This is a genomic window from Helicobacter saguini (assembly GCF_000762875.2).
GTDB lineage: Bacteria > Campylobacterota > Campylobacteria > Campylobacterales > Helicobacteraceae > Helicobacter_A > Helicobacter_A saguini.
The window spans coordinates 176,682-202,517 of record NZ_JRMP02000003.1; the positions used below are offsets into that span (position 1 = coordinate 176,682).

The window sequence follows — 25,836 nt, forward strand, 5'->3', positions numbered from 1 at the left end:
TGTTAGCTTACATAATTTTTAAAATAAAATCAATTTTATTCAATTTATGGATTAATATTTTTAATATAAAAATAAATTTGTTACAATTTTACGCTACTAATTTAGATTTTTAAGGAGAAAAATATGCGACATTTTAAAATTATTGCTAAAGGTAAAGTGCAGGGTGTTGGTTACCGCAATTTTACATACAAATACGCTACAAGTAAGAATCTATTAGGCAGCGTAAAAAATTTAAGTGATGGCAGTGTGGAGATATTTGTAAGTCTTCAAGATGGAGCTATTCTTGGCGATTTTTTAGAATCTTTGCTTGTTGGGAATGGCAGAATGGAGACAAAAAGTTTTGAAATTACGATATTAGAAAATCTTAATTTTAGTGATTTTAGAATTATTGAGTAAATTATATATAAATTTTACAATTTTATAAATCTTAGTTATTTGCAAAATAGATTTAATATTATAGAATCCATAAATAATAATTATTTATTTAATAAATTACATATTTTATAATGTAATAATTTTATTAATTAAAATACTTGTAATTTTTATATAAATTTGATATTATTGTGATATTATTAATTTTTACAAAGGATAAGCTATGTTGTTTGGTAAATTTATAGGTTTTAAAAGCTATGCTGATGCTAGTTTTTATGTGGTAAATTCTAATGTAAATGTGATTGCTAGCGATATTAAGGATGTTTTTAAGGTAAAAAATAACAAGGTTATACAACCTCGCGTAAATCCTAGTGAATCTAATTTTACAAACGCAAAAGATTCTAGGAATATTTTAGATTCTATAAAAAGTATTAAATTGTAGTATTTGAAATTCTAAAACATAAACCTAACGCCGGCGTTAAGCTCAAAAGAATTGCTAACGCCTTTATTAAAAGTCGTGGTGATGTGGCTTATGGCACTCAAAGTATTTGTGATTTTAAATTCTAGCATTGCATTAATTTCATTCTGCACCAGCCCTTGAATAGGCGTCCCATTCGCCCTAAGACCGCCATAGTAGCGAGAGCCATTAAAAAAAGTCACGCCATACGCCAAATACGCATTAAACTTAGAATCAAAAAAGCTAAAACGCCCAGCCGCATAAAGCAAATGCGCGCTAGAGCCCATCTTTATAGCGCGCCCACCCCACACAAAAAAGGGCTGCACATTTTTATAAAACGCGCTATTCATATCAATCTGCGTGCCACTCCCAGCACCTAGCACACCGATACTGCCCATCCCAGCCGCACCAGAGCCTACATAGCCTACCATAAAATCGATATTTTTTATCCCAGCCAAGATTTTAGCGTCAATCAAAAATGTATTATTATTAAAAGAGCGAATGTGAGAATGGTCTTCAATACTGCCTGTGAAACCCGCATTCACGCCAAGCCAAAAGTTATTGCTAAAGACTTTTGCCCAGTGAGCGCGCCCCCCGATAGTGACAAAAACGCCAGGCACAAAGGTGCTAAATGCGTTAATGTAGGTGGAATCTTTCAAATTTCGCTGATTGCCAAAAAGGTAGTAACGCGCCCCAAAATTAAAATAGCCAACATTGCCTAACGCCCTAAACGCGGAGATTTCATAATAGCTCACCCGACCATAATCATACGCCCAAAGCCCTTCAATCACAAGGTTTTTAAAACTGCCATTTTGCACCAAGATTCCATCAACAAGATGGCTAATCCACTCGCTAATAGGCTGAAAACGTCCAAGTTTTATCGCAGTATCGCCATCAAAATACTCTAAAAATGTCTCACCCAAAGCCACAGAACTATCGCCAAAGACGCTATTTGCGGTATTTGGCGTGAAATCTTTTCGCATATCTTGTCGCAGATTTAGCAGGGCTTGTGCGGCGCGAAAGCTAATCGCAAACCGCAAATTATAATAGAATCCTGTCGTATAGCCAAGCCCAACTTGCGCGTTGATATAGCCAAGATTGCCCACACGCTTACTATCGCCAAAGAGATTATTCGTATATACGCCATTTTGAGAAGCCATATAATCGCCAAAAAGCAGGATATCCACTTTTTTACTACCATTTAAAAGCGCAGCATCCAAATTAGTATAACGAGCAAAAGCTAGATTCAATAAACATAGAAAAAGAAAAAAACAACGACTGAAATAACGCATCCACGCCCTTAAAATATGCTTGTTTTGTTAAAAAAAATGTGCTAATTATATCATATTTTATAACTTTACAAAAAATTTTTATATAATTTGAGTTGCCTTAAAAAAACCCAAACTTTTAGGAAAAATAATGAGTGTAGATTCTATAAATTCACTTGCAAATTCGCAGAGCGGTGTGCAAAATTCCCAAAATATTGTCTTTAAAAATGTGGAGCATAAAGTAGGTATTATGGAAAAGGCGGCGATGAGTTGTGTGAAGTGCGCAAAATGCGTTCCAACTTGCACGATTTACTCCATTAATCGCGATGAGATTACTTCGCCGCGTGGCTACTTAGACTTGGTTCAAGCCTACTCGCAAGGGCGACTTGCGCTAGATTTGAGCCTTAAAAATGCGGTGGAATCCTGCTTTTTATGCACGACTTGCGTTACGCAGTGTCCTATGAGTTTGCCTGTGGATTTTGTCATTGAGCGGGTGCGTGTGGATGTTGCGAAAAAGTATGGAATACCGCTGTATAAACGCTTTTTGTTTTTTTTATTAGGCAAAAGAAGCGTTTTGAATCTTGTTTTTTCGCTTGGATTTTACTTTAATCCTTGTCTTTTTAAGGATGAAAATGGGCGAAAAAGGCTTCGTTTTGGCTTTGGGAATTTGAAAAATCGCGTGATTACGCCGCTAAATCGCCGAAGTTTTTTGCAAAGATTTAATGGGCTTATTGAATCTAAGAATAAAGATTCTATGGAATCTAATTTGCAAGATTCTATAAAAAATGAGAAGTTAGATTCTAAAGAAAACATAGAATCTAAATCGCAAGATTCTATAATTTCCATAGAATCTAACCCCCAAAACCCCCGTAAAGTCGGCATTTACATCGGCTGCCTTAGCAATTATAATTATGTGAATGTCGGCGTGAGCCTGCTTAAAATCCTTGATAGGCTAGGCATTGACGCGTTCATTCCGGGGAAGCAAGAGTGTTGTGGCGCGCCCGCATTTTTTAGTGGCGATATTAAAAACACTACGCGTTTGATTAAAAAAAACTTAGACTATCTAGTGCCGCTTTTAAGCGATTTGGACGCACTTTTAGTGCCAGAGGCAACTTGCGCTGCTATGCTGCTTAGCGACTGGCATCACGCACTTGAAATTGAAAGCGAGGTTTTTGGCATTGATAATGCGGAGTATTTAAGCAAATTAGAATCTTTAAAGAAAAAAACTTTTATGGCTAGTAAGTGGTTGCACGATTTTACAAGGCTAGATTCTATCCTTTCTAAAAGGAAAAAAAGCCAAACAAAAATCACATATCACGACCCCTGCCATGCGCGAAAAGTGCTAAAGATTTTTAATGAGCCGCGAAATCTACTCAAAAATTACGCCCTGAAAGAAATGGCTGAATCTAGCACGTGCTGTGGTTTTGGCGGCGTGACTATTCAAAGTGAAAAATACGACCTAGCCAAAAAAATCGGCGATAAAAAGGCGTGGCATATCGCGGAGAGCAACGCAGAGATTGTGAGTGCGGAGTGCAGCGCGTGTCGAATGCAAATTGATGATTCTATGGGACGAAACAATGTAAATGCGACTTTTAAGCATCCGCTAGAACTTATCGCTGAAAGTTTAGAGAAAACTTAAAGCTTAAAAATGTTATGAAAAGGATATCATGAAAAATTGTAAGTGGCGGAACGGACGGGGCTCGAACCCGCGACCCCCTGCGTGACAGGCAGGTATTCTAACCAGCTGAACTACCGCTCCAACGCAAAGCATTCTCAAAATGGTGGTCGCTATAAGACTCGAACTTATGACATCCACCTTGTAAGGGTGGCGCTCTACCAACTGAGCTAAGCGACCTTTATCTAGCTAAAATCACGCAATTTATAGCCAACCTAAATTAGCTAAAATGGTGATCCCTAGGGGATTTGAACCCCTGTAGCCACCGTGAAAGGGTGGTATCCTAACCACTAGATGAAGGGACCAAAAGATACAGCAAACTGCCATATCCACGCTAGATAAATGGTGACCCGTGTTGGATTCGAACCAACGGCCCATTCCTTAAAAGGGAATTGCTCTACCAGCTGAGCTAACGGGTCTTAAATTGTGAAATAAAAACTAAAATATTATCTTTTTTTAAAGAAAAAGTCAAGGATTTGTAATAAAATTCCTAAAATATTATAAATTTTGATTAAGCACTAATTTAGATTCTAAAAAGTTAGCTTTGTAAGTATAAATTTAATAAGAAAGTGTGTAAAGATTTAAATACGTGTGTCCATTCTTGCATATTTTCTTGTTTGAAAAGGTAGATGTTGTCATACCATAGGCAGTCGTTTGCGTTTTCTATCGCGGTTTTTATTGCAATGGATTCTATAGAATTGTTAGAATCTAAGTTAGATTCTATGGAATGTTTGGAATCTTTTGTAGGGATTTTTTTATCTAAATTGTTATGATTTTTAGAAGTTTTGGAATCTATTTTGAAGTTTAGTTTGGAATCTAGATTAGATTCTGTAAAATTGCCTAGTTTGCCCCATCGCCAGTCGTGTCGCTTGTGTAGTAAAATCGCGGTTTTAAGCCCTAGAGACGCGCTTAAATGCGCTAGCGCGGAATCAATGCTAATGACAAAATCTAAATGCGTTAAAAGCCTTGCTGTGTCGGCAAAATCTCTTATATATTCGCGTAAATCGGTTACATTAAACTCGCTTGCAAGCTCTTTGTCAATGCCCTCATACTGCAGGCTGTAGTATTTGAAACCCTGTCTTGGCAAGGATTCTAAAAGCTTTTGTGGGTAGATTGACTTTTCGCGCGCATTTTGAAATTTTGGATTTGACATAAAATTTAAGCCAACTTTTATATTTTTTTCATTTGCAAAGATAGAATCTAGGTTATGAAATTTAGAACTTTTGCTCTTAGAATCTAGCTTTTTTATAGCTATGTCAAGTTTGTGGGCTTGATTTTTATGCTTTGTGTGGATAATTTTATTGTCGGTGTCTTTAGAATCTATTTCGTAGGTTTTTAGAATCTTTTTTATGGGAATGCTAGATTCTGTAACTTTTTGGCTTTTTTGTTGCATATTTTGTAGGTTAGATGTTTCGCCTTGCGGCTCAACATGACCCACTGATACATGACCCACCCCCCTAGCCCCCCTCCGCAAGGGATGGGGGAGTGAGTCGTTGGAATTTATAGAATCTAATAATAAGGGGCGGATTGTGTGTAGAGATTGCAAAATATTTGTGTTTGTGGCAAAAAGATAGGCTAGGCTAGGTAGCGGGATGGCGATGTCGTAATCGTTTGTCTTAAAGCTATAACTTGTAAAAATTTTAAGGTTAAAACAGGTGAATAACGATTCTAATTCTTTTGGTAAAAATAAAAAAACTTCTCCGTTAGATTCGGGGTTTTTTATAGAATCTTGTTTGGATTCTAAGGTGGTTTTTATAGAATCTTTTGTGCTAAATTTGCTAGATTCTATATTTTTCTGCCCTTTTTTAAGATTCCCACCGCTCCCACCCTTAGAAGTTAGGGCAGAATCCATAACTTTTTCAAGCAAAAATGGAATAAAACGCGCAAACATAATACTATCCCCAAAGCCTTGCTCATGGTAAAGCACAACGCGTTTTCCACGCAAAAAAGAAAACAAAGCCTCCTTAGATTCAAACCCAAAGTCCAAAAAATGCTTATTTAGCACGACTGAATTATATTTATTCTTAGAATCTTGCAAAAGATTCTTACGCTGCTCATATAATAAAAAACCATTCTCAATATCGCCCATACTTAGCAGTAAATACGCAAAATTTATCGCATATCGCGCGTCAAATTGCAGGTTTAAAGCCCTGTAATATTTCTCAATACTAGCTTCATTTTGAAAATTAAAACGCAACGCATTCGCATAATTAAAGTAAAAGTTAGAATCTTGGCTGTAATAAATCTCTAAATCTTTGTAAAGTTTTAAGGCAGATTCCATATTATCAAGGCTAACGTAGAGCTGAGCCAAATTTAGCCCCGCATCGCCCAAACCGCCCTCATACGCTAGAGTGTAATACTTTAAGGCAAGATTAAAGCGCCCTAAAGCAGCCTCTTGATTTGCAAGATTAAAAATGGCGTGAATGTCCTTTGGATTAATGGTAATCGCGGTTGTGTAATGCTGTATTGACTTTTCATAATCTTGCAAATCGGCATAACATTTCGCAAGGTTAAAGTGCAAATTTTCATCATTTTTTGGCAAAAAAGTTCTAAGTAATGAAATCGCTTGTAAAACCATATTATTGCGGCGATATAGCTCGGCAAGATTTACAGACAAGTTAAAAATATTTGCCCCACCTTGCTTTTTATCCACTTTCAAGGCTTCATGCAAGCACTCGATAGCCTCATCTAAGCGATTAATATTAGCATAGCTTAAAGCACAAAGCCCCCAAATCTCGATATTATCGTAATTATGCGAAATGATTCTCAAACAAGATTCTATACACTCAACCCATTTTCCTTTTTGAAATAACTCACGTGTGCTACTAATAGTTACATTATTCATAAGTAAAATACCCTTAAACTTATAATATTTGAAACTTATAATGTTGTAGATTCTAAACAAAATCAATGTTTAAATTATAACTTATTTATTACTTTTTGTAAGCAAAAAATTGCTTTTGGCAAATTAGATTCTATAATAAAAGTGAAAAAATGTAAAAAATGCTAAAAATTTATAGAATCTTATGCGTAAAAATTGACAAACACAATATGTAAATGCTAAAATATGCGTTTTAAAATGTTATTAATTAAAAGGAAAAAAAGTGAATATTATAGGATTCCCACGAATAGGCGAAAAACGAGAGCTAAAAAAAGCATTAGAATCTTACTGGGCGGCGGCTAAAGACGGCGGCGATACAAGCGAAAAAGAACACAAACTGCAAGAGTTACTCAAAGTGGCAAAAGACTTGCGAAAACTGCACTGGAGCTATCAAAAAAACTTGGAAAATGTGGTCGTAAATGACTTTAGTTTTTATGATAATATGCTTGATTTAAGCTATGCGTTGGGCGTAATTCCTGCTAGATTCAATGATTTAAAGGGGCTAGATTTGTATTTTGCTATGGCACGTGGTAGCAAAAGTGGCGTGGCGTGTGAAATGACAAAGTGGTTTAATACAAATTATCACTATGTCGTGCCAGAGCTTCGCAAGGACTTGCAATATCATATAAATGCTCAAAAAATCGTGGATGAATATAAGGAAGCTTTGTCACTTGGGTATAATCCAAAAATTAGCCTTATAGGAATTTTCACTTACTTAGGACTTAGCAAAACTAGTGATAATAGCAAAAAAAGTGATGTTTTTCCTAACTTGAAAAATGCTTACTTTAAGCTTTTAGAATCTTTAGTTAGCACACTTGGCAAGGATATTTTGATTGAGTTTCACGAGCCTATTTTTGTTAAAGGACGTGATGAATTTTTTAGCCATATTAAAGAAGTATATGATTCTATCGCCAAACTTGGCATTAAAAGTATCGTTACGACTTATTTTGAATCTAGTAATGAAGCAACTGAAATCCTTGTAAATAGCGATATTGTAGGACTTGGCTTGGACTTTGTGCATGGTGTGGATAATTTAAATGAAAATAGCCTTAAAGCGATTGCAAATAGCGGTAAAAAGCTGTATGCAGGGCTAATTGATGGGCGAAATATTTGGGTGGCAAATCTAGATTCTAAGCTTAATATTTTGGATAAAATTAGCATTATTGTGCCAAAAGATTTAATTCATATTAGCTCATCTTGTTCTCTTTTGCATGTGCCTTTTAGCAAAGATTCTGAATCTAAAATGAATAAAGAAATTCTAAGTTGGCTAAGTTTTGCTAGGGAAAAGATAGGAGAATTAGAACTTTTAGAATCTATCTTTAGAAATGGCGTAATAGATTCTAATAAAGACGCATATAATGCGAATAAAAGCGTAAATGATAACCGCAAAAAAAGTGAAAAAATCCATGATAACGCGGTGCAAAGTCGCATTGCAAATCTTAAAATTACCACAAGAAAAGAGCCTTTCAAAGAGCGAATTAAGGTGCAAAGAAAGGCACTTGGCTATCCAGATTTAGCCACAACAACAATCGGTAGCTTCCCGCAAACGCCAGAGCTTCGTGCTTTAAGGCAAAAGTTTAAAAAAGGCGAGATAGATTCTAAAGCCTATGAAAGCGGGATAGAATCTTATATCAAGGACTGCGTTGCGTTTCAAGAAGAAATCGGCTTAGATGTGCTAGTGCATGGCGAGCCTGAGCGAAATGATATGGTGGAATACTTTGGCGAGCAGCTAAAAGGCTTTGTGTTTAGCCAAAATGGCTGGGTGCAAAGCTATGGTAGCCGCTGTGTAAAGCCGCCTATTATCTTTGGCGATACAAGTCGCCCTAAGGCAATGACCGTGCGATGGATAACATTCGCGCAGAGTCTCACAAAAAAGATTATGAAAGGAATGCTAACAGGTCCTGTGACTATCCTAAACTGGAGCTTTGTGCGTGATGATTTGGCGCGTAAAGATGTGTGTAAGCAGCTTTCGCTTTGTATCGCGGATGAGATTAGCGACTTGCAAGATGCTGGGATAAAAATCATTCAAGTGGATGAAGCGGCGTTTAAAGAGGGCTATCCACTGCGTGAAAGCAAGGTAAAAGAGTATGAGAGCTGGGCGCTAGAGTGCTTTAAGATTAGTAGTTCTGTCGCGAAAATTGAGACGCAGATTCACACGCACATGTGTTATAGTGAGTTTAACGATATTATTAAAACCATTGAGGCGATGGATGCCGATGTGATAAGCATTGAGACGGCTAGAAGTGGGAATGAATTGCTAAAGATTTTCAAAAAGGTTGGCTATGCAAATGAAGTAGGACCAGGCGTGTATGACATCCACAGCCCAAGGATTCCAAGTGTGGATGAAATCTATAAGCAAATAAAACTTTTGCTAGAAGTCCTGCCAAAAAGCCAACTATGGATAAACCCCGATTGCGGTCTTAAAACACGCAAATGGGAAGAGGTAAAACCAAGCCTAAAAAATATGGTCGATGCCGTATTGAAAGTGCGCATCGAGGGGTAAATCTAGGGTGCACTTTTTATTTCGTGTTCTAGCTCGTTCATTTCTTCTAGCATTATTTTGCTTGCTTTTTCTATTTTATTTGATAATTCGTTTGCTATTTCATCTACAGCTTTGAATCTTTTTTTGATTGTTTCGATGTCCGTGTCAATTGTGATATTTTCTTTTTTTATTTTATTTTGCAATGCACTGCTTTTTTTCATTAATTTTTGTATTTCATTATCTAATTGTTCTAAGTTGTTGTCATTCATTTTTGCTCCTTTTTTGCGAAAATTTGCTCGATTAAGGCGTTAAATGAGTCGCCGCGGTCTTTGTAGGATTTGTATTGGTCAAGGCTAGCACACGCTGGAGATAGCATTATAACAGGTAATTTTTGAGGTTGTTTTTTATTTTTTTTGCTATTAGATTCTATGGAATCTTTTTTGGAATCTATATTTTTAGATTTTATGATTTTAGAATCTTGCAAATTAGATTCAGTGTTTTTTACCCACCCCCCAACCCCCCTCCGCAAGGGAGGGGGGCTAAAAACTGAGTCTTTTGCAAAGGTGGGGGAATTTGTATTGTTAGATTCTATAAAGTTAGGAAAATCATAATTTATTTGATTAAAAATTGCGTGCATTGCGTTTTCTAAAGTTTCGCAATAAGTGCTTGAAATACCGAAATTAACGCACTCTTTATTTATTTTTACTCCATCAATGCCTATGCAAAAAACTTTTACTTTGTTTTCCTTTAAAAAAGGATAAAGCATTGCTAAACTAGCGCCCTTTGCATCGCCTCCTAAAATCAAATAAATGGCGTATTTTGCGTAAGTTTGCAGGGCAGCAAGGACTGCGTGCGGGTTTGTCCCTTTAGAATCATTTATGAATAAAATTCCATTTTTACTAACTTCTTGCATTCGATAGTTACCTATTTTATAGCTTTTTATAGAATCTATATTGTAAGGCACATTTGCAAATTTTAGCCCCGCGGCGCTCAAGGTAAAATCAAGCAAAAAAGGCTCTTTAAAAAGCGTTTTTAGCTCCAAAATCTTAGAATCTAGCTTAGAATCTTGCTTTAAAAACGCAATTAAATCATTTGAGTTTTCATAAAGCAGCAAATTTCCCTTAAAGTTAGCTAAAATTTCTTTATTAGATTCTAAAAAAGTTAGCTCTTTTGGAATTATGGCAAAATATGACTTAGGATTTTTAGAATAATTTGCTAAAATAGTTGGCTTCAATTTATCGCTAATATAAGAATCAAAGCCTGTATGCCAACTAATATGGTCTTGGCTAAGCGGGAGCAAAATATACACATTTGGCAGGGCATAATTTGTATAATGCAGGGCAAAGGAACTAGTCTCTAATACCCATTTTAGCGTGGTTGTTTTTTTCTTTTTGGGGTTTTTAGATTCTATAGAATCTTGGCAATTTTGCACGATTTCATACACCTTATGATTGTTACAAAAAGTTACCTGCGTTTTAGAATCTTGCAAAAAAACATTGTGTTTTGAGCGATTATTGATAAATTTTAGGAAAGACTCTAGGTTAAAACTCGCCTTAGATTCCATAGAGTCATTAGAATCACTAGCATTTTCACGCAAAATCGCACTAAAATCACTCCCAAAATCCTGCGTAAATAGCGTTGCAAGTGGTGTGCCGATATTGCCACCACTTTTTGTTACGCCATCAGTTGCATTCATCATTAAAGCCGTCATTTCAGTCGTAGTCGTCTTGCCATTTGTCCCGCTAATCCACACGCTAAAAACTTTACGCCCCAAAAATTCCAAAAGCAAAAAGATAAAATCATACTCGCTAATAATATTTGTGAAATGCCGCAAAGCAGGGGTTTGTGGGCTAATCCCGGGGCTAATAATGCTTAAGTTTTCATAATTTTTAGTTACATTTTTAAGCGGTAAATATTCGTTAATATCACGCGAATTAGATTCTATAAAAGTTCTAGATTCTGTAACTCTTTTAGAATCTTTAGAATCTCCGCGATTAGATTCCACAAAATCAACAAACCTATCATCAAAAATTTTACATTTTATATCATTTGCATTTAAAAGTTTGACAATTGCCGTATTTGTGATTCCATAACCTATGATATTTATAACTTTTTCCTGCATAAAATTCTCCTAATGCAAAACTCCCATACCTTTAAAGCCCGCAATTATCATACGAGTCCCCATCGCAATGATAAACACTAACGCGATTCGTGAAAAAATATAAAGCACAAGTTTGCCCAAAATCCGCTCAATCATCGCCGCAAAATAAAACAACACAAAAAGAAACAAAAACGCCGCAAATACCGAAGCAATAGCGATTACCATCGACTTATCCTCCGCTATCACAATCACAGTCGCAAGCGTCCCAGGACCCACCAGCATAGGAAACGCCATAGGGATAATCGTGCGCTTGAAAAGCTCGTCAAACTCAAGGTTTTTATAGTGGCTAAAATCCTGCGTAGCCGATGAAAAAAGTAGCCCCTTAAGGCTCATTACAATCAGTATCAAACCCCCAGCCACACGCACATCATCAAGGCTTACGCGGAATAAAAAATTCATAATAAATGAGCCGCTAAGAAGGAAAATAAACACGATGAAAAACGCGGTAATAACGATGTTTTTGAAAAGTTTTTTGCGCGTTTGCGTATCTAAGCCTTCAGTCATTGCGATAAATTGCGGCAGGTTGCCAAAGGGGTTTAGCACCGCGATTAAGGCGACTGCGGCTAGCATTACCGCGTGCAAATCAGATTCTATCTCGCTAAACATTTTTGTCCTTAAAATTTTATGTATTTTCAAAGGGAATTTTAGCAAAAATTGTAAGAATATTTTTTCTTACTTCCCAAAAGTGCGTTTGCGGCTTTTAAAGTCTTTTATAATGCGTTTAAATTCCCTTTTTGTAAGCCCGGGAAATAGCGTATCACTAAAGAAAATCTCCGCATAAGCGCACTGCCAAAGCAAGAAATTTGAAATGCGTTTGGCATTCCCCACACGAAGTAGCAAATCCACATCTTCGCTTAAATCCAAATTCGCCTGAATATTTGCCTCATTTACCTCCAAGCCTTTCTCCAAAACACGCCGCACAGCGCGAACTATCTCATCTTTTGCCCCGTAACTTATCGCCACATTCACGCAAAGCCGCGTATTTTCCAAAGTCTTAGATTCAAAGCCCTTAATCTTACTAAGCAACTTAGAATCTAACTTGCTCAAATCCCCTATAGCACGGAATCTCACATCATTTTTCATAAAACTATCAAGACTACTATCCAAATATTTTTCAAACAAATTAAAAATATACTCAACCTCATCTTTTGGACGCTGCCAATTCTCCGTGCTAAAGGCAAAAAGCGTAAGATTTTTTATGCCCTCATCAATGCAGACTTCGATAATTTTTTGTATCGTTTTTGTGCCGTGCAAGTAGCCGATTTTTTCCAAGATTCCATTCTTTCTAGCCCATCGTCTATTGCCGTCCATAACGACTGCTAGATGCCCCAAAGTATTCATTTTTCTCCCTTTTGCGTGTCAAAACCACAACTTAGTAGCTATTATTTTAGAATCTAAATGAAAACTTATAATAAATGCGTGTATAATTAGATTTTTATTTTTCAGTTTTATTTTTATGGGATTTTTTATGGCGAGATTTGCGATATTGTTTTTTATTTTTTATGGCGTTTTATTTGGTGTAGAATCTAGTTTAGATTCTAAAGATTTAGCAAAATATGGCGACTTTAATTCATTTTCACTGCAGTGCAAACGAAAGGATTTTAAGGGCTGTTACTACTTAGGATTATCGTATTTAAGCGGCTTTCAAGTCTTGCCAAATCAAAATGAAGCCAAAAAATACTTGCAACTTGCCTGTCAAAATGACATTTTAGAATCTTGCCTTTCTTTAAATCAGCACGGCGATACAAATGAAAAGTTAGAAATTTACAAAAAGGCTTGTGAAAATAATAGCTTAGAATCTTGTAAAAAATTAGCACAAATTTTAGAGCAAAATATAAGCTTTAATGCGGCTCAAAGCCAAAAGCTAGAAGTGCTTACAATACTACAAAAAATATGCAAACTTAGCGCAGATTCTAAATGCAAAATTGCCGCTGAATTTCAAGAAAAATATATGGTAAATAATGACTTAGAAATGCTAAGTGAGTGCAATGACGCAATAAAAGAGTATGATAATCTAAGCGGCAGGGGTGCTAGTAAATTGCAAGTGTGCGGGGCTGTGGGCGATGCCTTTGCAAATGGCAAAATAGATTCTAAAATACCAAAAGATAAGCAAAAGGCTGCATATTACTACGACTTTGCATGTAAGGCAAATAAGGTATATTGCTACAAATATGAGCTAGATTCTATACTGAATCCTTAGGAGAGAAAAATGCGGTGGTTTTTGATGGATGTAACATATAATGAAAAAATTAGAATCTTTTTAAAATTAATATTTATGCTTGGCTTTTTAGCGGCTTTTAAATGGCTAAATGCGTATTCAAGTGAAATGATAAATGAATGCGATGAAGGGTATATCCCAAAATGTATCGCTTTAAAATTTGAAGCAGATTCTAATAAAGATTCTAAAAATGCTAAGGTGTTCGAAAATAAGATTCTAACCATTTTAGATTCTGCGTGTAAAAGGGATTATAACTCGTGTTTGGTGTTAGCAAATTTGTATGATTCTAAAGATTTAAAACAGCAAGAATTGCTTTTAAACTTGCTAGATTCTATAAATATTTCAAAAGAGCATAAAAATCTAGCAAAAGACTTAGTGGAGACGCAAGTTAGCAGTGATGAAAAAAAGGCTATTGCATTCAAAGAAAAAGCCGTGCCGCTTTTAGAATCTAGCTGTTTTAATGATTCTAATATCTCGGCTTGTTTGATTTTAAGTTATTATAATGAAAATGGCATCGCAATGGCGAAAAATACGCCAAAGGCTGCAAGGCTTTTAACGATGGCGCTAGAATTTGCTACGCAAAATTGTATGCTTGGCGTAAATGATTCTTGCTTTTTACTTGATAAATATCCAAATTATTTAAAAGAGATAGAATCTAAGGTGTTTGTTTTAAGTCAAGAGTGCGATAAAGGCGAAGCTTTGGCGTGTTTTAAGGTAGCATATTTTTATACGCAAGATTTTTATACAAGCTCGCAAAATATCGATGGTTTAAGCCGTGAAGAAAAGCAAAAACGATATGATATTTGGGATAAAATTGATTTTGTAAAATCTGGGCAGTATTTGCAAAAGGGCTGTTTAAGGGCTGAAAAGCTTTGTGAAAATAGCATTTATCAACTTGCAAATGCGAAAGCGTGTTTAAAAGATTCTAATATGAAAGCCTGTGGTAAGGTAAAAAGTAATAGGGCTGAGTTTTTAAGCTTGGCTTGCGATAGTGGCGATTTAAATAGCTGCTATGCTTTGAAAGATTTAGCCATTTTTTCGCAGCCAAAACGCAAGATTAAATACCTACAAAAGCTATGCAAGGGCGGGATTATAGAATCTTGCAATGATTTGTATGAAAGCTATGCAAGTAGCGATGAGCAAAAGGCAAATAGCTACGCTCAAAGGTCGTGTAGCTGGGCTATCAAAAATAAAAATTTAAGCAGTTCGCAAATGTGTGAAATCGCCGCAGATGGCTACTTGCAAGGCTCAAAGCCAAATATTGCTAAGGCAAAGGAAGGCTATCAATATGCCTGTGATAATGCTACGCGTTTAGATTCTAATTTTGTTTCTAAAGGTGGAAAGGCGTGTGAAAAACTAGCAAATATGATTGAAAAATATGATAAAGATTCTAATCTTGCTAATACTTATTTTCAAAAATCTTGTGATAAAGAAAATAGCTTAAAAGCCTGTCTAGCCCTTGCAAATTCCCTTGCTAATTCTCCTACAAATATAAATAGGGCGATTAGCATTTATAATAAAATCTTAGGGCAAGTTAGCTTAGATTCTAATGATTCTAATAATGCAAATGCGGCGTTTAAAAAAGAAATTTATATAAATTTAGTGAATCTTTACTCAAATAATGATATTTATGATGGCGTTTTAGATTATGCGAGTATTTTGCGACAGATTGATAGCGCGTGTCAAAGTGGCGTAACTTCGGCGTGTGGCGTGGTGGCAAATTTTACGGGACGCAAAGTTAGCGGGGCAATTATTAATAAAGATATTGTAAATGCGTGTCGTGGTGGCGATTTTAGCGAGTGTTTTGAGTTAGCAAATGTGCTAAGTTTAGAATCTAGATTTTTTAAAAATATTAAGATAAATAATAATGATGTAAATTCGCTTTTAGGATTGAAAGCAGATTCTAAAGATTCTAAGGCTAGTTTCAGCTCAAGCTCAAGTAATTTAAATCATCAAAATGCAGCTAAGATTTTGTATATTTACTCATGTAGAAATGGGCTTAAAAATGCGTGTGTAGCGGTGTTTAATAACAATTATTTAGAATCTAAATTAAGTAGCGAGACACGCAGTATTTTGCAAAAAAATATATGTTTAAATCTTGCTGATTTTCAAGGTCCATCGCGAGAAAAAATTGAAAATATTTGCAAAATTTATGCTAAAAATGCCTTTGAAAATAAAGAGTATGAAAATGTTGTTTTAGCACTGCAGGGCTTTAAAAATAGCAATGACAGCGATGCCCTAGATTTGCTAATCGCGGCAAATTTTGAGCTAAAAAACTATGATTTTGTGCTAAAAACTTATAAGGGAATTTATAAACGAAACTTGCCAAATGATTATTTTTTCTTAGCAAAAATTTATGAAGTAGGCGGGAAAAGCCCTGTAAATGGGCAAAGCGTGGGCTTGGTGCAGAACTACGCAAACGCATATAGAATCTACACGCTAACAAACTCGCCACGCAATTTGAATGCTGCTGGGAGAATGCACGAATTAGGACTAGGATTCTATAAAGATAGCGGCGTAGCCCGCGACTTTTACAAAAAAGCCTGCCCTTTGAAAGCTTCTTTAGATTCAACACGTTCGCGCGAAAACTCTTTTGGCACTTCTTTTAATGCGTCACCAGATTTTCAATCCTGCCTAAAACTCTATGAATACGAAAAATCAATAAACAACATAGAATCCGCCAGGAAATACCTGAATCTTGCTTGCAAAACCACAGAAGATAATCAAATAAATAGTGAAAAATATAATGTGTGTTTAAGTAGTTTATAGCATTCTAGATTCTAGAATCTACTGCTTTATCCCAAGCAAGGTTTCTATCATTCTATCGATTGTAGTGATAACCTTAGCGTTTGCAGCGTAGCCACCTTGAAATTTGATAAGATTTACCATTTCCTCATCTACGCTTACTTGTGAGATGGCTAGGTGTTCTTTTTTGACTGCTTCTAGCACACTTTTTTTCGTATCTAGCGTGATTTTTACTTCTTGAGTTTGATTAGCTACCGCGCCTGTTGTAAATTGATAAAATTCATTTAGCTTCATATATTTTTTATCAAGCTTATTTTGATAAAACTCAACTTCATCATACTGCAGCTGCTGCATCATATTTGCCACATCAAAGTTCCCATCCACAGGCATTAGCCACGGGCGGATTTTGGTAGAATCTTTACGATATTCATACTCCAAATTAATGCTACTAGCATCCCAGCCGCTAAAAAAGCGATTTACACCAAATGCCCCTGTAAAATTTGTCCCATCATCTTTTAAGCCCACATAAAGCCCTTTACTTGGCGATTTTGAGATAATCTTAAACTGCTTACTTTCATCGCTAAAATACGCCTGAAAATAGTCATCAAAGTCATCCAACGCATTGTTATTGTTGTTATCATCAGTGTTTGCATTAATTTGCTTTACAATATCATGCATAGTCGTAGGCACATCAATGGTAATCACTTTTTCCGCCAAAACCTGCCCATTTGCGTTATACGCATAAAGGGTAAATTTACCCGTTTTAATGTTGTAATTCGTATCACGCAAGGCTTCATTTTTTTGCAGCTGCAAAATGTCGCTTTTAATCTCTTCGGTCCCACTTTGCGCGTAAATCGTATTTGTAGATTCTATAAGACCGCGTGCAAAGCTATCTAGCAAATTCATATATTGTTGCAATTTACCCACTTTCGTGCCTTCATAGCCATTATTATACAAATCAATTAATGCGCCAACATGCCCTTCATCCATTTTATCGGTAATATCTTTATCCTTAAAGTCGTAACCGCGGATATACAAGCGATTTAGCCCAGCAGCATTATTTGTTTTATCAATGATAATGGGATGGAAATTTGCCCCATCAATCATAGAAAATCCATGCCCGATAGTAAATGTGTAATCCTCATCAAAGTCGGCATCTTGGCTACCTACAAGGTTATTTGCCTTTAGCTTACTTTTAAATACATTTCCACCTAGAATCTCTCTTAGGCGAAATTCAAGTTCATCTCGTCTATCACGCAACTCATTTGCTTGTTTTAAAGTTAGTGAATCTTCCATTTCTTTCATTTTGCGATTGATTTCAGCGATTTGTCCGCCTAGCTTATTTGCATCATAGATTTGTGCTTCTAGCTCCTCGCTTTTCTTGCGTTGCAAGATTACTAGCTTTTCTTTCGTATCATTTAGATTTCTTGCTAAAATCATTGCATTTTTCGCCAAGACTTGCTTTTGAGCTGTATCATTTGGATTTTTAGCAATATCTTTCCATGAGTTAAAATACTCCTCTAAATCGTTATAAATCCCCACGCCCTCAACATCTGGGAAAAATGTACTAGCTTCTCTTAGTGTCCTAAACTCTTCATCAAAAAAGTTATGCTCAGTAGCAGCCTTAGAATACCTTGAAAACACAAACTCATCATGCAGCCGCTGTATCGCATCCACGCTAATACCGCGACCTAAATTGTAATCTGGGTAATACAAGGGCTTTTCAGGATGCGCAATCACTCTTTGGCGTGTGTAAAACTCGTTACTTGCATTTGCAATGTTATTCCCTGTGACATCCACCATTAGCTGATGTGCGTGCAAGCCTGTCGTGCTAGTGTTTAATGATGATAATATACCGCCCATTTTTCTATCCTAAAACATATTTTAATAACGAAGTTATATGCTAATTTTGTTCCAAAAATTTATGTATTTTTACTTTTTTTATTGAAAAAAAGATTCTATAATTACGATTTATTTTTTACACAAAGGAATTTTATGCTTTTTAAGGCTCAAATTGAAATATCCACTAGAAAAGATGTCCTAAACCCCGAAGCAAAGGCGATTTTACAAGCCTTGCAAAGTTTGCAATTTAGCGTAAATGATTTGCAACTTAATAAAAAAATTTATATAAGTATAGAATCTAAAAGCAAAAATGATGCCTTTAAAAAGCTAGATTCTATGTGTAAAGAGCTGTTAGCTAATCCTATTATTGAAGACTATATTATAAGCATAGAAGATTCTAAAAAAAGTGCTAAGGTTATAGAATCTAATATGGAATCTAACATAGAATCTAGTGCTAAAACTCGAGCTAAACCTAAGAAAAAAACGCCTAAAAAACGTGGCAGAGCACATAAATATGATGAGTTTTTAGATTCTATAAGTGATAAATTAAAAGCGTTAAAATATCAAAATGACATAGGCTTCCCAACACTTGCAAAGGCGATAAATACGGCTTATGGAATAAAAATTTCTGTGCAGACTTTATATGATTATTTTGTGCGAAAGCTAGAGTGGAAAAAGGGAAAATAGATTCTATAATTTTGCGTTTTTTAGAATCTAAATTAGATTCTGTATTAGAATCTACATTTTATAATATAGAAAGGGCGGAAATGAAATTCTTAAAGGCTTTATCAAACTTTGCTACCAGTTGGACGGGTGCGATTATCATTGTGCTATTTGTGGTTTTTTTTATCGCACAAGGCTTCGTAATCCCGTCACGTTCGATGGTTGGCACACTTTTTGAGGGTGATATGCTTTTTGTCAAAAAGTTTTCTTATGGCATTATTTTGCCGAAAATCCCTTGGATTGAGGTTAGAATCTTGCCTGATTTTCGTGGCAATGGGCATTTGATTGATGGTGAGCGACCAAAAAGGGGCGACATTGTGGTCTTTAATCCGCCAGGTGAAGATAAGCAATATTTTGTCAAGCGAAACTTTGCAAATGGCGGTGACAAGGTCATTTTCGCGCGTGATGGAATGTATCTGCGACCCTTTGAGGGCGATGGCTACATCAAGGAGCATTTTAAGGATTATTATACGCGGTATTTTTTTGGTGAGATGTATGTCAAAGAGCCTTATTCACGCGAGTTTAAGGGCATTCACTACGGCGAGGTGGGGTATAATATTATGCCACTAAATAGCTTTGAGATTATGAAGCGGCGGCTTGCTTTGGGGAGTGATAATCATAGCATCCACACGCATGGAATAGCGATGCAGCCGCGATTTGAGAATGGTGAGCTGCTTTTTTACAAAGAGATTGAGCCTGATAGCTTTTTTATGGTCGGTGATAATCGCGATAATAGCGAGGACTCGCGTTTCTGGGGCTCTGTGCCTTATGCTAAAATCGTTGGCACGCCGTGGTTTAGCTATCTTAGTCTTACACTGCAAGGAAGCGTTGAGGCTGACGCGTTTAATGAGCCTAAAAATCGCTACGTGTTGCGATGGGATAGAATCTTTTCTAGCATTACAACGCTACAAAATATGGCGCGTGAATATGAGGGCGAATGCCGCTATTACAGCGAAAATCCGTGCATCGAGGTCTTAGCGGAGTAGAAACTTTGGGTGCGTATAAATCCGCTATTTTTCACTTTTGTTGCGTTATATCTCAATCTGCATTATGTAAATATTTTTCCAAGCCAAAATGAATGCTTTGAATATGAATTACAAATCTAGATTCTATGGCTTTTGTGCGATTAGGGCGTAAAAGTGCGTGTTATCCCATCTATTACACTCTTTTGGATAAATATCAACTGATTTTATATCTTTAAAGCCTATATATTTTAGAATCTGCATTTCTTTATCTAGCAGTCTATATTGCGAGTAATATTCTCTATTTTGCTCTTTGCTAAATTCTTCAATCGTTACATCTTGCTTTAAGCCAAATTGATTTTTCACTACTAATTTTCCGCTACTTTTTAGCCACTTAAAGCATTTTTTATAAATGATTTTAGCTTCACTTTCATTAAAATAGTGCATAAAGCCAAAGGCTAAAATAGCATCAAATCTAGATTCTATATTAAAATCAAAAATATCTTCATTTATAATTTTCACTTTAGAATCTTTAATAATATGGCGACTAAATTCACTAAATTTTTCTAAGGCCACAATACTTTTTACCTTATCATAAATCTTATTTGTTACTAGCCCTGTGCCACTTCCTAGCTCTAAGATATTAGAATCTAAGCTTAGAATCTTATCACATAAAAATGCCACGTCAAAGTTTGTAAAATCACTTTTAGCTCCTAATTTCACTGAATCTTTAGAGCTATCGCGACTAGCTAAGTCTTTAAAAAACTCTAATGCTTGTTTATTAGTCATATCTTTTTCCTTTTTTATTTCACTAGATTCAATAACTAAATCTTTTAACACTTCCAAACTATCTAACACGTCTTTATCATAAAAGCTAACTCTAATATCAGTGCAGCCTATGATAATCTTGTAATCACAATCACCCTGCCCTTTTTTCAAGGGAGCATTTATAGAATCTAAGTCATTTACCCCCCCCCCCCGTATGTGTTACGTATTTTAGCCTTAAGATGTTTTACCACTTTTTTAAATATAAAAGTAGGATTATTTTTAGAATCTAATTTATCAAAACGATGAATATTTTTAATATTGCAAATTCCTTTAGTAACTAATTTTTGATATTTAGAATCTGGATAGATAATTTTTATATCTGGTGCATAAGTTTCAAAATATTTTTCATATACTTTTCCTTTTAAACAACCATCACTTGCAATTAGTCCTACGACTTTGCAATCTTTAACACGCAACACAATTTCTTTTATTAGATTTATCATTTTAATATTTACTTCCTTTTGTATTATATCAATAGCAAAATGTGCGGTATTACAACACATACATAGAATCTGCGCCCCGCAAGATTCTAACTTTTTAGCTATATCAATGTAGCTTTCTATAAAGCTTTCCCCACGACCTTCTAAATACATACTCCTTGATGGACTTTGACTTGCTTGATATATAATCATTTCTATATGGTGAGAATCTCTATACGCACCATTTTTTGTTATATCTATTTCAATTAATTCGCATAATTTATTTGTAGCAGCCACTCCAGCCCCACCTATAACGCCTATAATCTTACTCATTTACCACTCCTTTATAAACTCTAGTGCTTTTGCGTAATCTTCATACGTATCTATATCACACGCCCTAATTTTTATACCACGCATAGGTAGGTAAGATTCTAATTGATTATATACATTGCTAGTTAGAAATTTGATTCTATCTTTTCTTAAACAGCAAGGACCTGTCCATTCAAAAGGCGCATTTTTATTACCAAAGGATATTACTTCGCCTTTAGCATTTATATCACATAAGATTCCATCGCTTGATTGCTTATTAGCATAGGCTATCCACTCGCCATCTTGCTTTAAAAGCATAGCCATATCATCTCTATGCACTAATAAGTCTCCATCAAGTTCAATGGCGTATTCATTCCCATCTTTTGCACCCAAGTAATAACTTGCCGCTGTTTTTGTATCAAAATAGTTGTGATTATAGACAAATATCACATCTTTTCTAATTTTGCTTACCTCATCTATCACATCTTTTGCTTGATAGCCTACTACTATGCGTATATCTTGCATATCTTGCAAAGATTCTAACTGCCAAGCAATTAGGCTTTTACCCTTGATATTTATTAATGCCTTTGTTTTGGCTAAGCCTAGCCTTGAACCTATACCAGCGCAACTTATAACAACTGATTTAACTGACGACATAATGCCTCCTCGCTTAATACTAAATAATCTGCAATGCTTAATACGCTATTTGCCGGCGTGTGCGTAAGCCCACTTGCAATAGAAATATTAGCTAGCCGCATAGCCTCCACATCATTATTACCATCACCTATAAAGACTACTTTTTCTCCTAAGTCTTTGTAGTGCTTTACAATATTCTCTTTTTTTAGAATCTCTTTTATTTTTACCACTTTATCATCCTTTGTAATAGCGCTGCTTGAGTAATAGCAGCAGCCTATCTTTTGGAGTAGCTTATCAATATAGCAGCTTAGATTCTGTGTAGCGATAATGCAGTGCTGTGGGTTAGTGTGGATAAAATCTAGTAGCTTTGTATATAGCGTTGTGTTTTCTAGTAGGTTAGATATTTCACTGATATTTACTTGGCTTAAAATATGGATACGTCTTATAAAAGATTCTATAAATGGGATATTTCCTTTGATTGTCTCTTTTGTAAGATTATCTATTTTGTCTTGCAAATTAAAGTGACTTGCAATCTTTGGCAGGGTCTCTTCTTTTGTAATAGTGCCATCTAAATCGAAAATAAACTTAGCCATTACTTTGCTCCTTTATGTTTTGATTTATTTGAAATGGTGGGCGTTTGGTTTTTAGATTCTAAAAATTTCGCAGGGTTTTCTTGTCTTTTAATCTTAAAAATGGGTGGCAGGGTGGGAATAGATTGTAAGACAAGAAAACTCTGCGAAATTTCTTGTAATTTAGATTCTATAAAAGTAAGATTTTGGACGAACTTTTTAGGATTTATAGAATCTATATTTTTAATAAAATGGTGGTGGGTGGGCGATAGGGAATCTAAATATTTATATGTTATGTAATATATTAAAATAAGTAAGATTTTATAGAATCTAAAATACAAAAGTTGCAGTTGCAAAGTTTGCATTAATCTATTCCCACCCTGCCACCCTTTTTTAAGATTAAAGCAAACTTTGCAACTGCAACTTTTACTAACAACGTCGATAAAAAAATAGAATCTAGATTCTATAAATAATAAAATCTTATAAAGATTAACTAAGGTTGTTACCCCCCCCCCCCCGTTTGTATTTATATATATTGTTAGATAAATCGCTCTTAATAACCATAGATATTTTAAGCAAATTTATATTCCCATAATGTAGTAAATCAAATGTCCCATAAGTAATAACTTTTTTCATTTATTTCACGCCTTTAGATTCTATCTTAGATTCTATATACTCTACAATTTGCGTGTTGTCTGGGTAGGCGACTTTGTCAATGGGAAAATAGATATAGTCTTTAAAATCGTAGTTTTGATAAGGCAAATTAAAATTTCTATATCCGCAGTCATGGATTTCTCGCTCACTCTCTGGTGGGATTGTCATATAGTCATTAAAGACAATTTTCAAAGCATTATCCCACTCCTTTGGTGCGGCAAACTCCGTATCTTCAAAAGGCAGATTTATAGAATCTATAAATAAATCTTTTGGCAAACAAACTAATTTATTAAGAACACAGCAAGTAAATGGACTAGCAATACACTCTGCAATTTCAAAGCTAGATTCAAAACGCGGTAAATCCCGCACAATCACATCTCTATAATGCCTTATCAAATACGCACTAATAACATTATTGCTATACAAAATCTTATTTTTTAGCTCTTTATAGAATCTTTTTATACCCTTTTTATTAATCACAGGCTTATAATAAGGCATAAATGTCCTATGGAAAATATACCAAAATGCGCGTGAGTAATACTTTAGCATTTTTCTTAGATTATCTTGCGTAAAATAGCCCACAGGGAAAATATCAATATTGATTCCTTGTATCTCATAAGACAAATAACCATAAGGACTAAGCTCCGCACACTGCGTAGTATTCACATCCTCTAACTTGTAAAATGGATAGTAATAGCGGCTGCCATCACCTATATAACGCAAGTTTAGATTCTGCCCAAAAAGATTTTTATCAGCTTTAAAAAGCTCTAATAATCTATTGTAATCACTTCTTGGCATAATAAAATCAATATCATCGTCCCACGGAATAAAGCCTTTGTGTCGCACAGCGCCAAGAAGCGTCCCGCCATACATTTGATAAGCTAGATTATGCTTTTCACACACTTCTTTATACACTTTTGCTATATCTAGTAGTTTTCTTTGTAATTTATTCACTTTTTCTCCTTTTTTTCTTGTAAAAAAACCAAATATTTAATGCGATTTTTTGGAAAATATTTAGTTTATTGTAGGTTAGAATTTTTAGGGCGATTTTATTTCCTAACTCTTTATTTTCTTTTACATAGCTTTCATACTTTTCGCCCAAATCCTCCTGCAAAGTCTTTTTATGTTTAAAGCAGTATTTAAAAGCGTCATATTGACGGAAAAATAGGACGTTTTGGAATCTTTGCGGATTGTTTATCAAAACCCTGCCTATAATTTCATAATCCATCATATTTATAACTTGCCGCTGCGTTGGATTAGCGCTATTCCATATACTAGAATCACTTTGCCTGTAAGTATAAACAATATCTTTGTAGTAATAAATATCGCCAAACTGCAGCATAAAAAGTGTGATTAGATTATCATCAAAATTTTGGCTAGATTCTAAAAGGGCTAGGTTTTCTTTAAAATGCTTATTTTTAAACACAAACGCACCGACATGCGACCAAAACCACTTTATATACATTTTAGATTCTATAATGCCCTGCTCGTGATTTATGATACTTGGCGTCTGCGTATTATCGGTATTTAGGTATTTAAAGTTAAAGCAAGTGGCTATAATTTGCGGATTTTCCTTAAAGGCAATGAGCGCTTTTTGTATATAGAATCTATCGCATAAATAATCATCGCCATCTAAAAATACTACATATTCGCCTTTAGCGTGTTGTAGTAGATTAAGTCGATTTTTAGAGGCTCTATGTATGGGATTTGTGGCTTTGTAATCACTTGGCATTTTATAAAGGTGGATATTTTTATGCTTAGCCATATAAGATTCTATAATTTTTAATGTGTTGTCTTTGGAATTATCATCGCCGATAAGGATTTCGTAATGTGCTGGAATCTCAAGGTTTAAAATTGATTCAAGGCTATCTTTGACAAACTTTTCTTGATTGTGATAGGTAACAAGGAAGCTTATTGTTGGATTAGATTCTATGTTTTTTATAGAATCTTGGCTTTGTTTAGAATCTATGCTCTCTTGTAAAATATTTTGTTTAGAATCTGTGGGGCTAGATTCTATATTTTGCGTGTTATTAGAATCTAGACTAGATTTTATGATATTTGTATTGTTTGTTATAGAATCTTTATTGTTAGATTCTATATTTTCTTTAGAATCTTTTTTAGATTCTATCCTTTGGTTAAAATTTAAGTGATTACTCTCTCTCTCTCTCTCGTAGTCACGCAATTAAAGAAATTTATACTAAATATTTTTAAAGGAAACATTACACCAAAATTTAAATTTTTCATACATCTTACCTTTCAAATTTTAAAGCAATCATTATAACAAAATTTTATATTAAGATTTAGATTCTATAAAGTAAATTTGAAATTTATTTAATCACACAATCTCTCAAAACTAAGCAATGGATTTAAATATGTTTAATTCTTTGGTTTTATAGAATCTAGATTCTATAAATATTACTCAAAATCACATTTGCAAGATTCTAAAAAGATTCTAAAAAGATTTAAAAGATTCTAACGCCCTTAGAAAAAAAGGGAAAAATCTTTAAAGATTCTAAGGATTATAGAATCTATTTTGATTAAAACAAGTGAATGTTTTAATATTCTCTTAGAAAGGAGGTGATCCAACCGCAGGTTCACCTACGGTTACCTTGTTACGACTTCACCCCAGTCGCTG

23 protein-coding genes, 4 tRNA genes and 1 rRNA gene are annotated in these 25,836 nt (G+C 35.0%); 8 read left to right on the forward strand and 20 right to left on the reverse strand.

What is annotated here, in order from left to right:
- Positions 1-123 precede the first annotated feature (123 nt).
- Positions 124-396, forward strand: coding sequence for an acylphosphatase (locus LS64_RS03000; protein WP_034572979.1), 273 nt, complete (start codon positions 124-126; stop codon positions 394-396).
- 199 nt (positions 397-595) lie between these two features.
- Positions 596-814: a hypothetical protein gene (locus LS64_RS03005; protein ID WP_034572976.1), complete on the forward strand. Its 219-nt coding sequence runs from the start codon at positions 596-598 to the stop codon at positions 812-814.
- 11 nt (positions 815-825) lie between these two features.
- On the opposite strand, the gene LS64_RS03010 is transcribed toward LS64_RS03005, so the two are convergent.
- A complete protein-coding gene (locus LS64_RS03010; protein WP_034572974.1) occupies positions 826-2,121 on the reverse strand; it encodes a hypothetical protein in 1,296 nt (431 codons plus the stop codon).
- A gap of 127 nt (positions 2,122-2,248) precedes the next feature.
- Here LS64_RS03010 and LS64_RS03015 point away from each other — a divergent pair, with 127 nt between their 5' ends.
- Complete coding sequence (locus tag LS64_RS03015; protein ID WP_081948358.1) at positions 2,249-3,736, forward strand: (Fe-S)-binding protein; 1,488 nt, start codon at positions 2,249-2,251, stop codon at positions 3,734-3,736.
- 43 nt (positions 3,737-3,779) lie between these two features.
- Here the strand turns inward: LS64_RS03015 and LS64_RS03020 are convergent.
- The 5 genes from LS64_RS03020 to LS64_RS03040 all read right to left on the reverse strand — a co-directional run bounded on the left by LS64_RS03020 (position 3,780) and on the right by LS64_RS03040 (position 6,617).
- A tRNA-Asp gene (locus LS64_RS03020) sits at positions 3,780-3,856 on the reverse strand.
- 20 nt (positions 3,857-3,876) lie between these two features.
- Positions 3,877-3,952, reverse strand: a tRNA-Val gene (locus tag LS64_RS03025).
- 50 nt (positions 3,953-4,002) lie between these two features.
- Positions 4,003-4,077: transfer RNA gene (locus tag LS64_RS03030), tRNA-Glu, on the reverse strand.
- A gap of 38 nt (positions 4,078-4,115) precedes the next feature.
- Positions 4,116-4,191: transfer RNA gene (locus LS64_RS03035), tRNA-Lys, on the reverse strand.
- Between the two features lie 119 nt (positions 4,192-4,310).
- On the reverse strand, positions 4,311-6,617 hold the full coding sequence (locus LS64_RS03040; protein WP_052062601.1) for a tetratricopeptide repeat protein: 2,307 nt from the start codon (positions 6,615-6,617) through the stop codon (positions 4,311-4,313).
- 259 nt (positions 6,618-6,876) lie between these two features.
- On the opposite strand from LS64_RS03040, the gene metE reads away from it, so the two are divergent.
- The gene (gene metE / locus LS64_RS03045; protein WP_034572971.1) at positions 6,877-9,156 is read left to right on the forward strand and encodes a 5-methyltetrahydropteroyltriglutamate--homocysteine S-methyltransferase; all 2,280 of its coding nucleotides are present in this window, start codon (positions 6,877-6,879) and stop codon (positions 9,154-9,156) included.
- Positions 9,157-9,158: 2 nt separating this feature from the next.
- Here the strand turns inward: metE and LS64_RS03050 are convergent, their stop codons facing one another.
- The 4 genes from LS64_RS03050 to uppS form a co-directional block, all read right to left on the reverse strand.
- Positions 9,159-9,404, reverse strand: a complete 246-nt coding sequence (locus tag LS64_RS03050) for a hypothetical protein (protein ID WP_034572969.1) — start codon at positions 9,402-9,404, stop codon at positions 9,159-9,161.
- Positions 9,401-11,257: a glutamate ligase domain-containing protein gene (locus LS64_RS03055; RefSeq protein WP_034572966.1), complete on the reverse strand. Its 1,857-nt coding sequence runs from the start codon at positions 11,255-11,257 to the stop codon at positions 9,401-9,403. Before LS64_RS03055 ends, LS64_RS03050 begins: the two co-directional genes overlap by 4 nt.
- Before the next feature lie 9 nt (positions 11,258-11,266).
- A complete protein-coding gene (locus tag LS64_RS03060; RefSeq protein ID WP_034572962.1) occupies positions 11,267-11,902 on the reverse strand; it encodes a MarC family protein in 636 nt (211 codons plus the stop codon).
- Between the two features lie 66 nt (positions 11,903-11,968).
- Positions 11,969-12,637, reverse strand: coding sequence for a polyprenyl diphosphate synthase (gene uppS, locus LS64_RS03065; protein ID WP_034572959.1), 669 nt, complete (start codon positions 12,635-12,637; stop codon positions 11,969-11,971).
- Positions 12,638-12,764: 127 nt separating this feature from the next.
- On the opposite strand from uppS, the gene LS64_RS03070 reads away from it, so the two are divergent.
- A complete protein-coding gene (locus LS64_RS03070; RefSeq protein WP_034572956.1) occupies positions 12,765-13,496 on the forward strand; it encodes an SEL1-like repeat protein in 732 nt (243 codons plus the stop codon).
- 9 nt (positions 13,497-13,505) lie between these two features.
- Positions 13,506-16,283, forward strand: coding sequence for an SEL1-like repeat protein (locus LS64_RS03075; protein ID WP_034572955.1), 2,778 nt, complete (start codon positions 13,506-13,508; stop codon positions 16,281-16,283).
- 18 nt (positions 16,284-16,301) lie between these two features.
- On the opposite strand, the gene flgK is transcribed toward LS64_RS03075, so the two are convergent.
- Positions 16,302-18,122 (reverse strand): flagellar hook-associated protein FlgK, encoded by a 1,821-nt coding sequence (gene flgK / locus LS64_RS03080; RefSeq protein WP_034572952.1) that lies wholly within the window; start codon positions 18,120-18,122, stop codon positions 16,302-16,304.
- A 132-nt stretch (positions 18,123-18,254) separates the two neighbouring features.
- On the opposite strand from flgK, the gene purS reads away from it, so the two are divergent.
- Positions 18,255-18,788: a phosphoribosylformylglycinamidine synthase subunit PurS gene (gene purS, locus LS64_RS03085; RefSeq protein ID WP_052062600.1), complete on the forward strand. Its 534-nt coding sequence runs from the start codon at positions 18,255-18,257 to the stop codon at positions 18,786-18,788.
- An 80-nt stretch (positions 18,789-18,868) separates the two neighbouring features.
- The gene (gene lepB, locus LS64_RS03090) at positions 18,869-19,810 is read left to right on the forward strand and encodes a signal peptidase I (protein ID WP_034574767.1); all 942 of its coding nucleotides are present in this window, start codon (positions 18,869-18,871) and stop codon (positions 19,808-19,810) included.
- A 123-nt stretch (positions 19,811-19,933) separates the two neighbouring features.
- Here lepB and LS64_RS03095 read toward each other — a convergent pair whose 3' ends face one another.
- The 9 genes from LS64_RS03095 to LS64_RS03135 form a co-directional block, all read right to left on the reverse strand.
- On the reverse strand, positions 19,934-20,725 hold the full coding sequence (locus tag LS64_RS03095) for a class I SAM-dependent methyltransferase (protein ID WP_202391523.1): 792 nt from the start codon (positions 20,723-20,725) through the stop codon (positions 19,934-19,936).
- A 26-nt stretch (positions 20,726-20,751) separates the two neighbouring features.
- The gene (locus tag LS64_RS03100) at positions 20,752-21,366 is read right to left on the reverse strand and encodes an aspartate/glutamate racemase family protein (protein WP_052062599.1); all 615 of its coding nucleotides are present in this window, start codon (positions 21,364-21,366) and stop codon (positions 20,752-20,754) included.
- The gene (locus tag LS64_RS12895) at positions 21,367-21,999 is read right to left on the reverse strand and encodes an NTP transferase domain-containing protein (protein WP_034572949.1); all 633 of its coding nucleotides are present in this window, start codon (positions 21,997-21,999) and stop codon (positions 21,367-21,369) included. It abuts the gene before it with no gap.
- Positions 21,972-22,571, reverse strand: coding sequence for an HAD-IB family phosphatase (locus tag LS64_RS12900; RefSeq protein WP_034572946.1), 600 nt, complete (start codon positions 22,569-22,571; stop codon positions 21,972-21,974). Before LS64_RS12900 ends, LS64_RS12895 begins: the two co-directional genes overlap by 28 nt.
- Positions 22,571-22,912 carry a hypothetical protein gene (locus tag LS64_RS03115; RefSeq protein ID WP_034572945.1) on the reverse strand — a complete coding sequence of 114 codons (342 nt, stop codon included), beginning with the start codon at positions 22,910-22,912 and terminating at the stop codon, positions 22,571-22,573. Before LS64_RS03115 ends, LS64_RS12900 begins: the two co-directional genes overlap by 1 nt.
- Positions 22,913-23,036: 124 nt before the next feature.
- The gene (locus LS64_RS12905; protein WP_202391522.1) at positions 23,037-23,183 is read right to left on the reverse strand and encodes a hypothetical protein; all 147 of its coding nucleotides are present in this window, start codon (positions 23,181-23,183) and stop codon (positions 23,037-23,039) included.
- A complete protein-coding gene (locus tag LS64_RS03125) occupies positions 23,184-24,155 on the reverse strand; it encodes a LicD family protein (RefSeq protein ID WP_052062465.1) in 972 nt (323 codons plus the stop codon). It abuts the gene before it with no gap.
- Positions 24,148-25,383: a glycosyltransferase family 2 protein gene (locus LS64_RS03130; protein WP_034571700.1), complete on the reverse strand. Its 1,236-nt coding sequence runs from the start codon at positions 25,381-25,383 to the stop codon at positions 24,148-24,150. The genes LS64_RS03125 and LS64_RS03130 overlap by 8 nt, the downstream gene beginning before the upstream one ends.
- Positions 25,384-25,771: 388 nt before the next feature.
- Positions 25,772-25,836: ribosomal RNA gene (locus LS64_RS03135) — 16S ribosomal RNA — on the reverse strand; the annotation flags it as partial.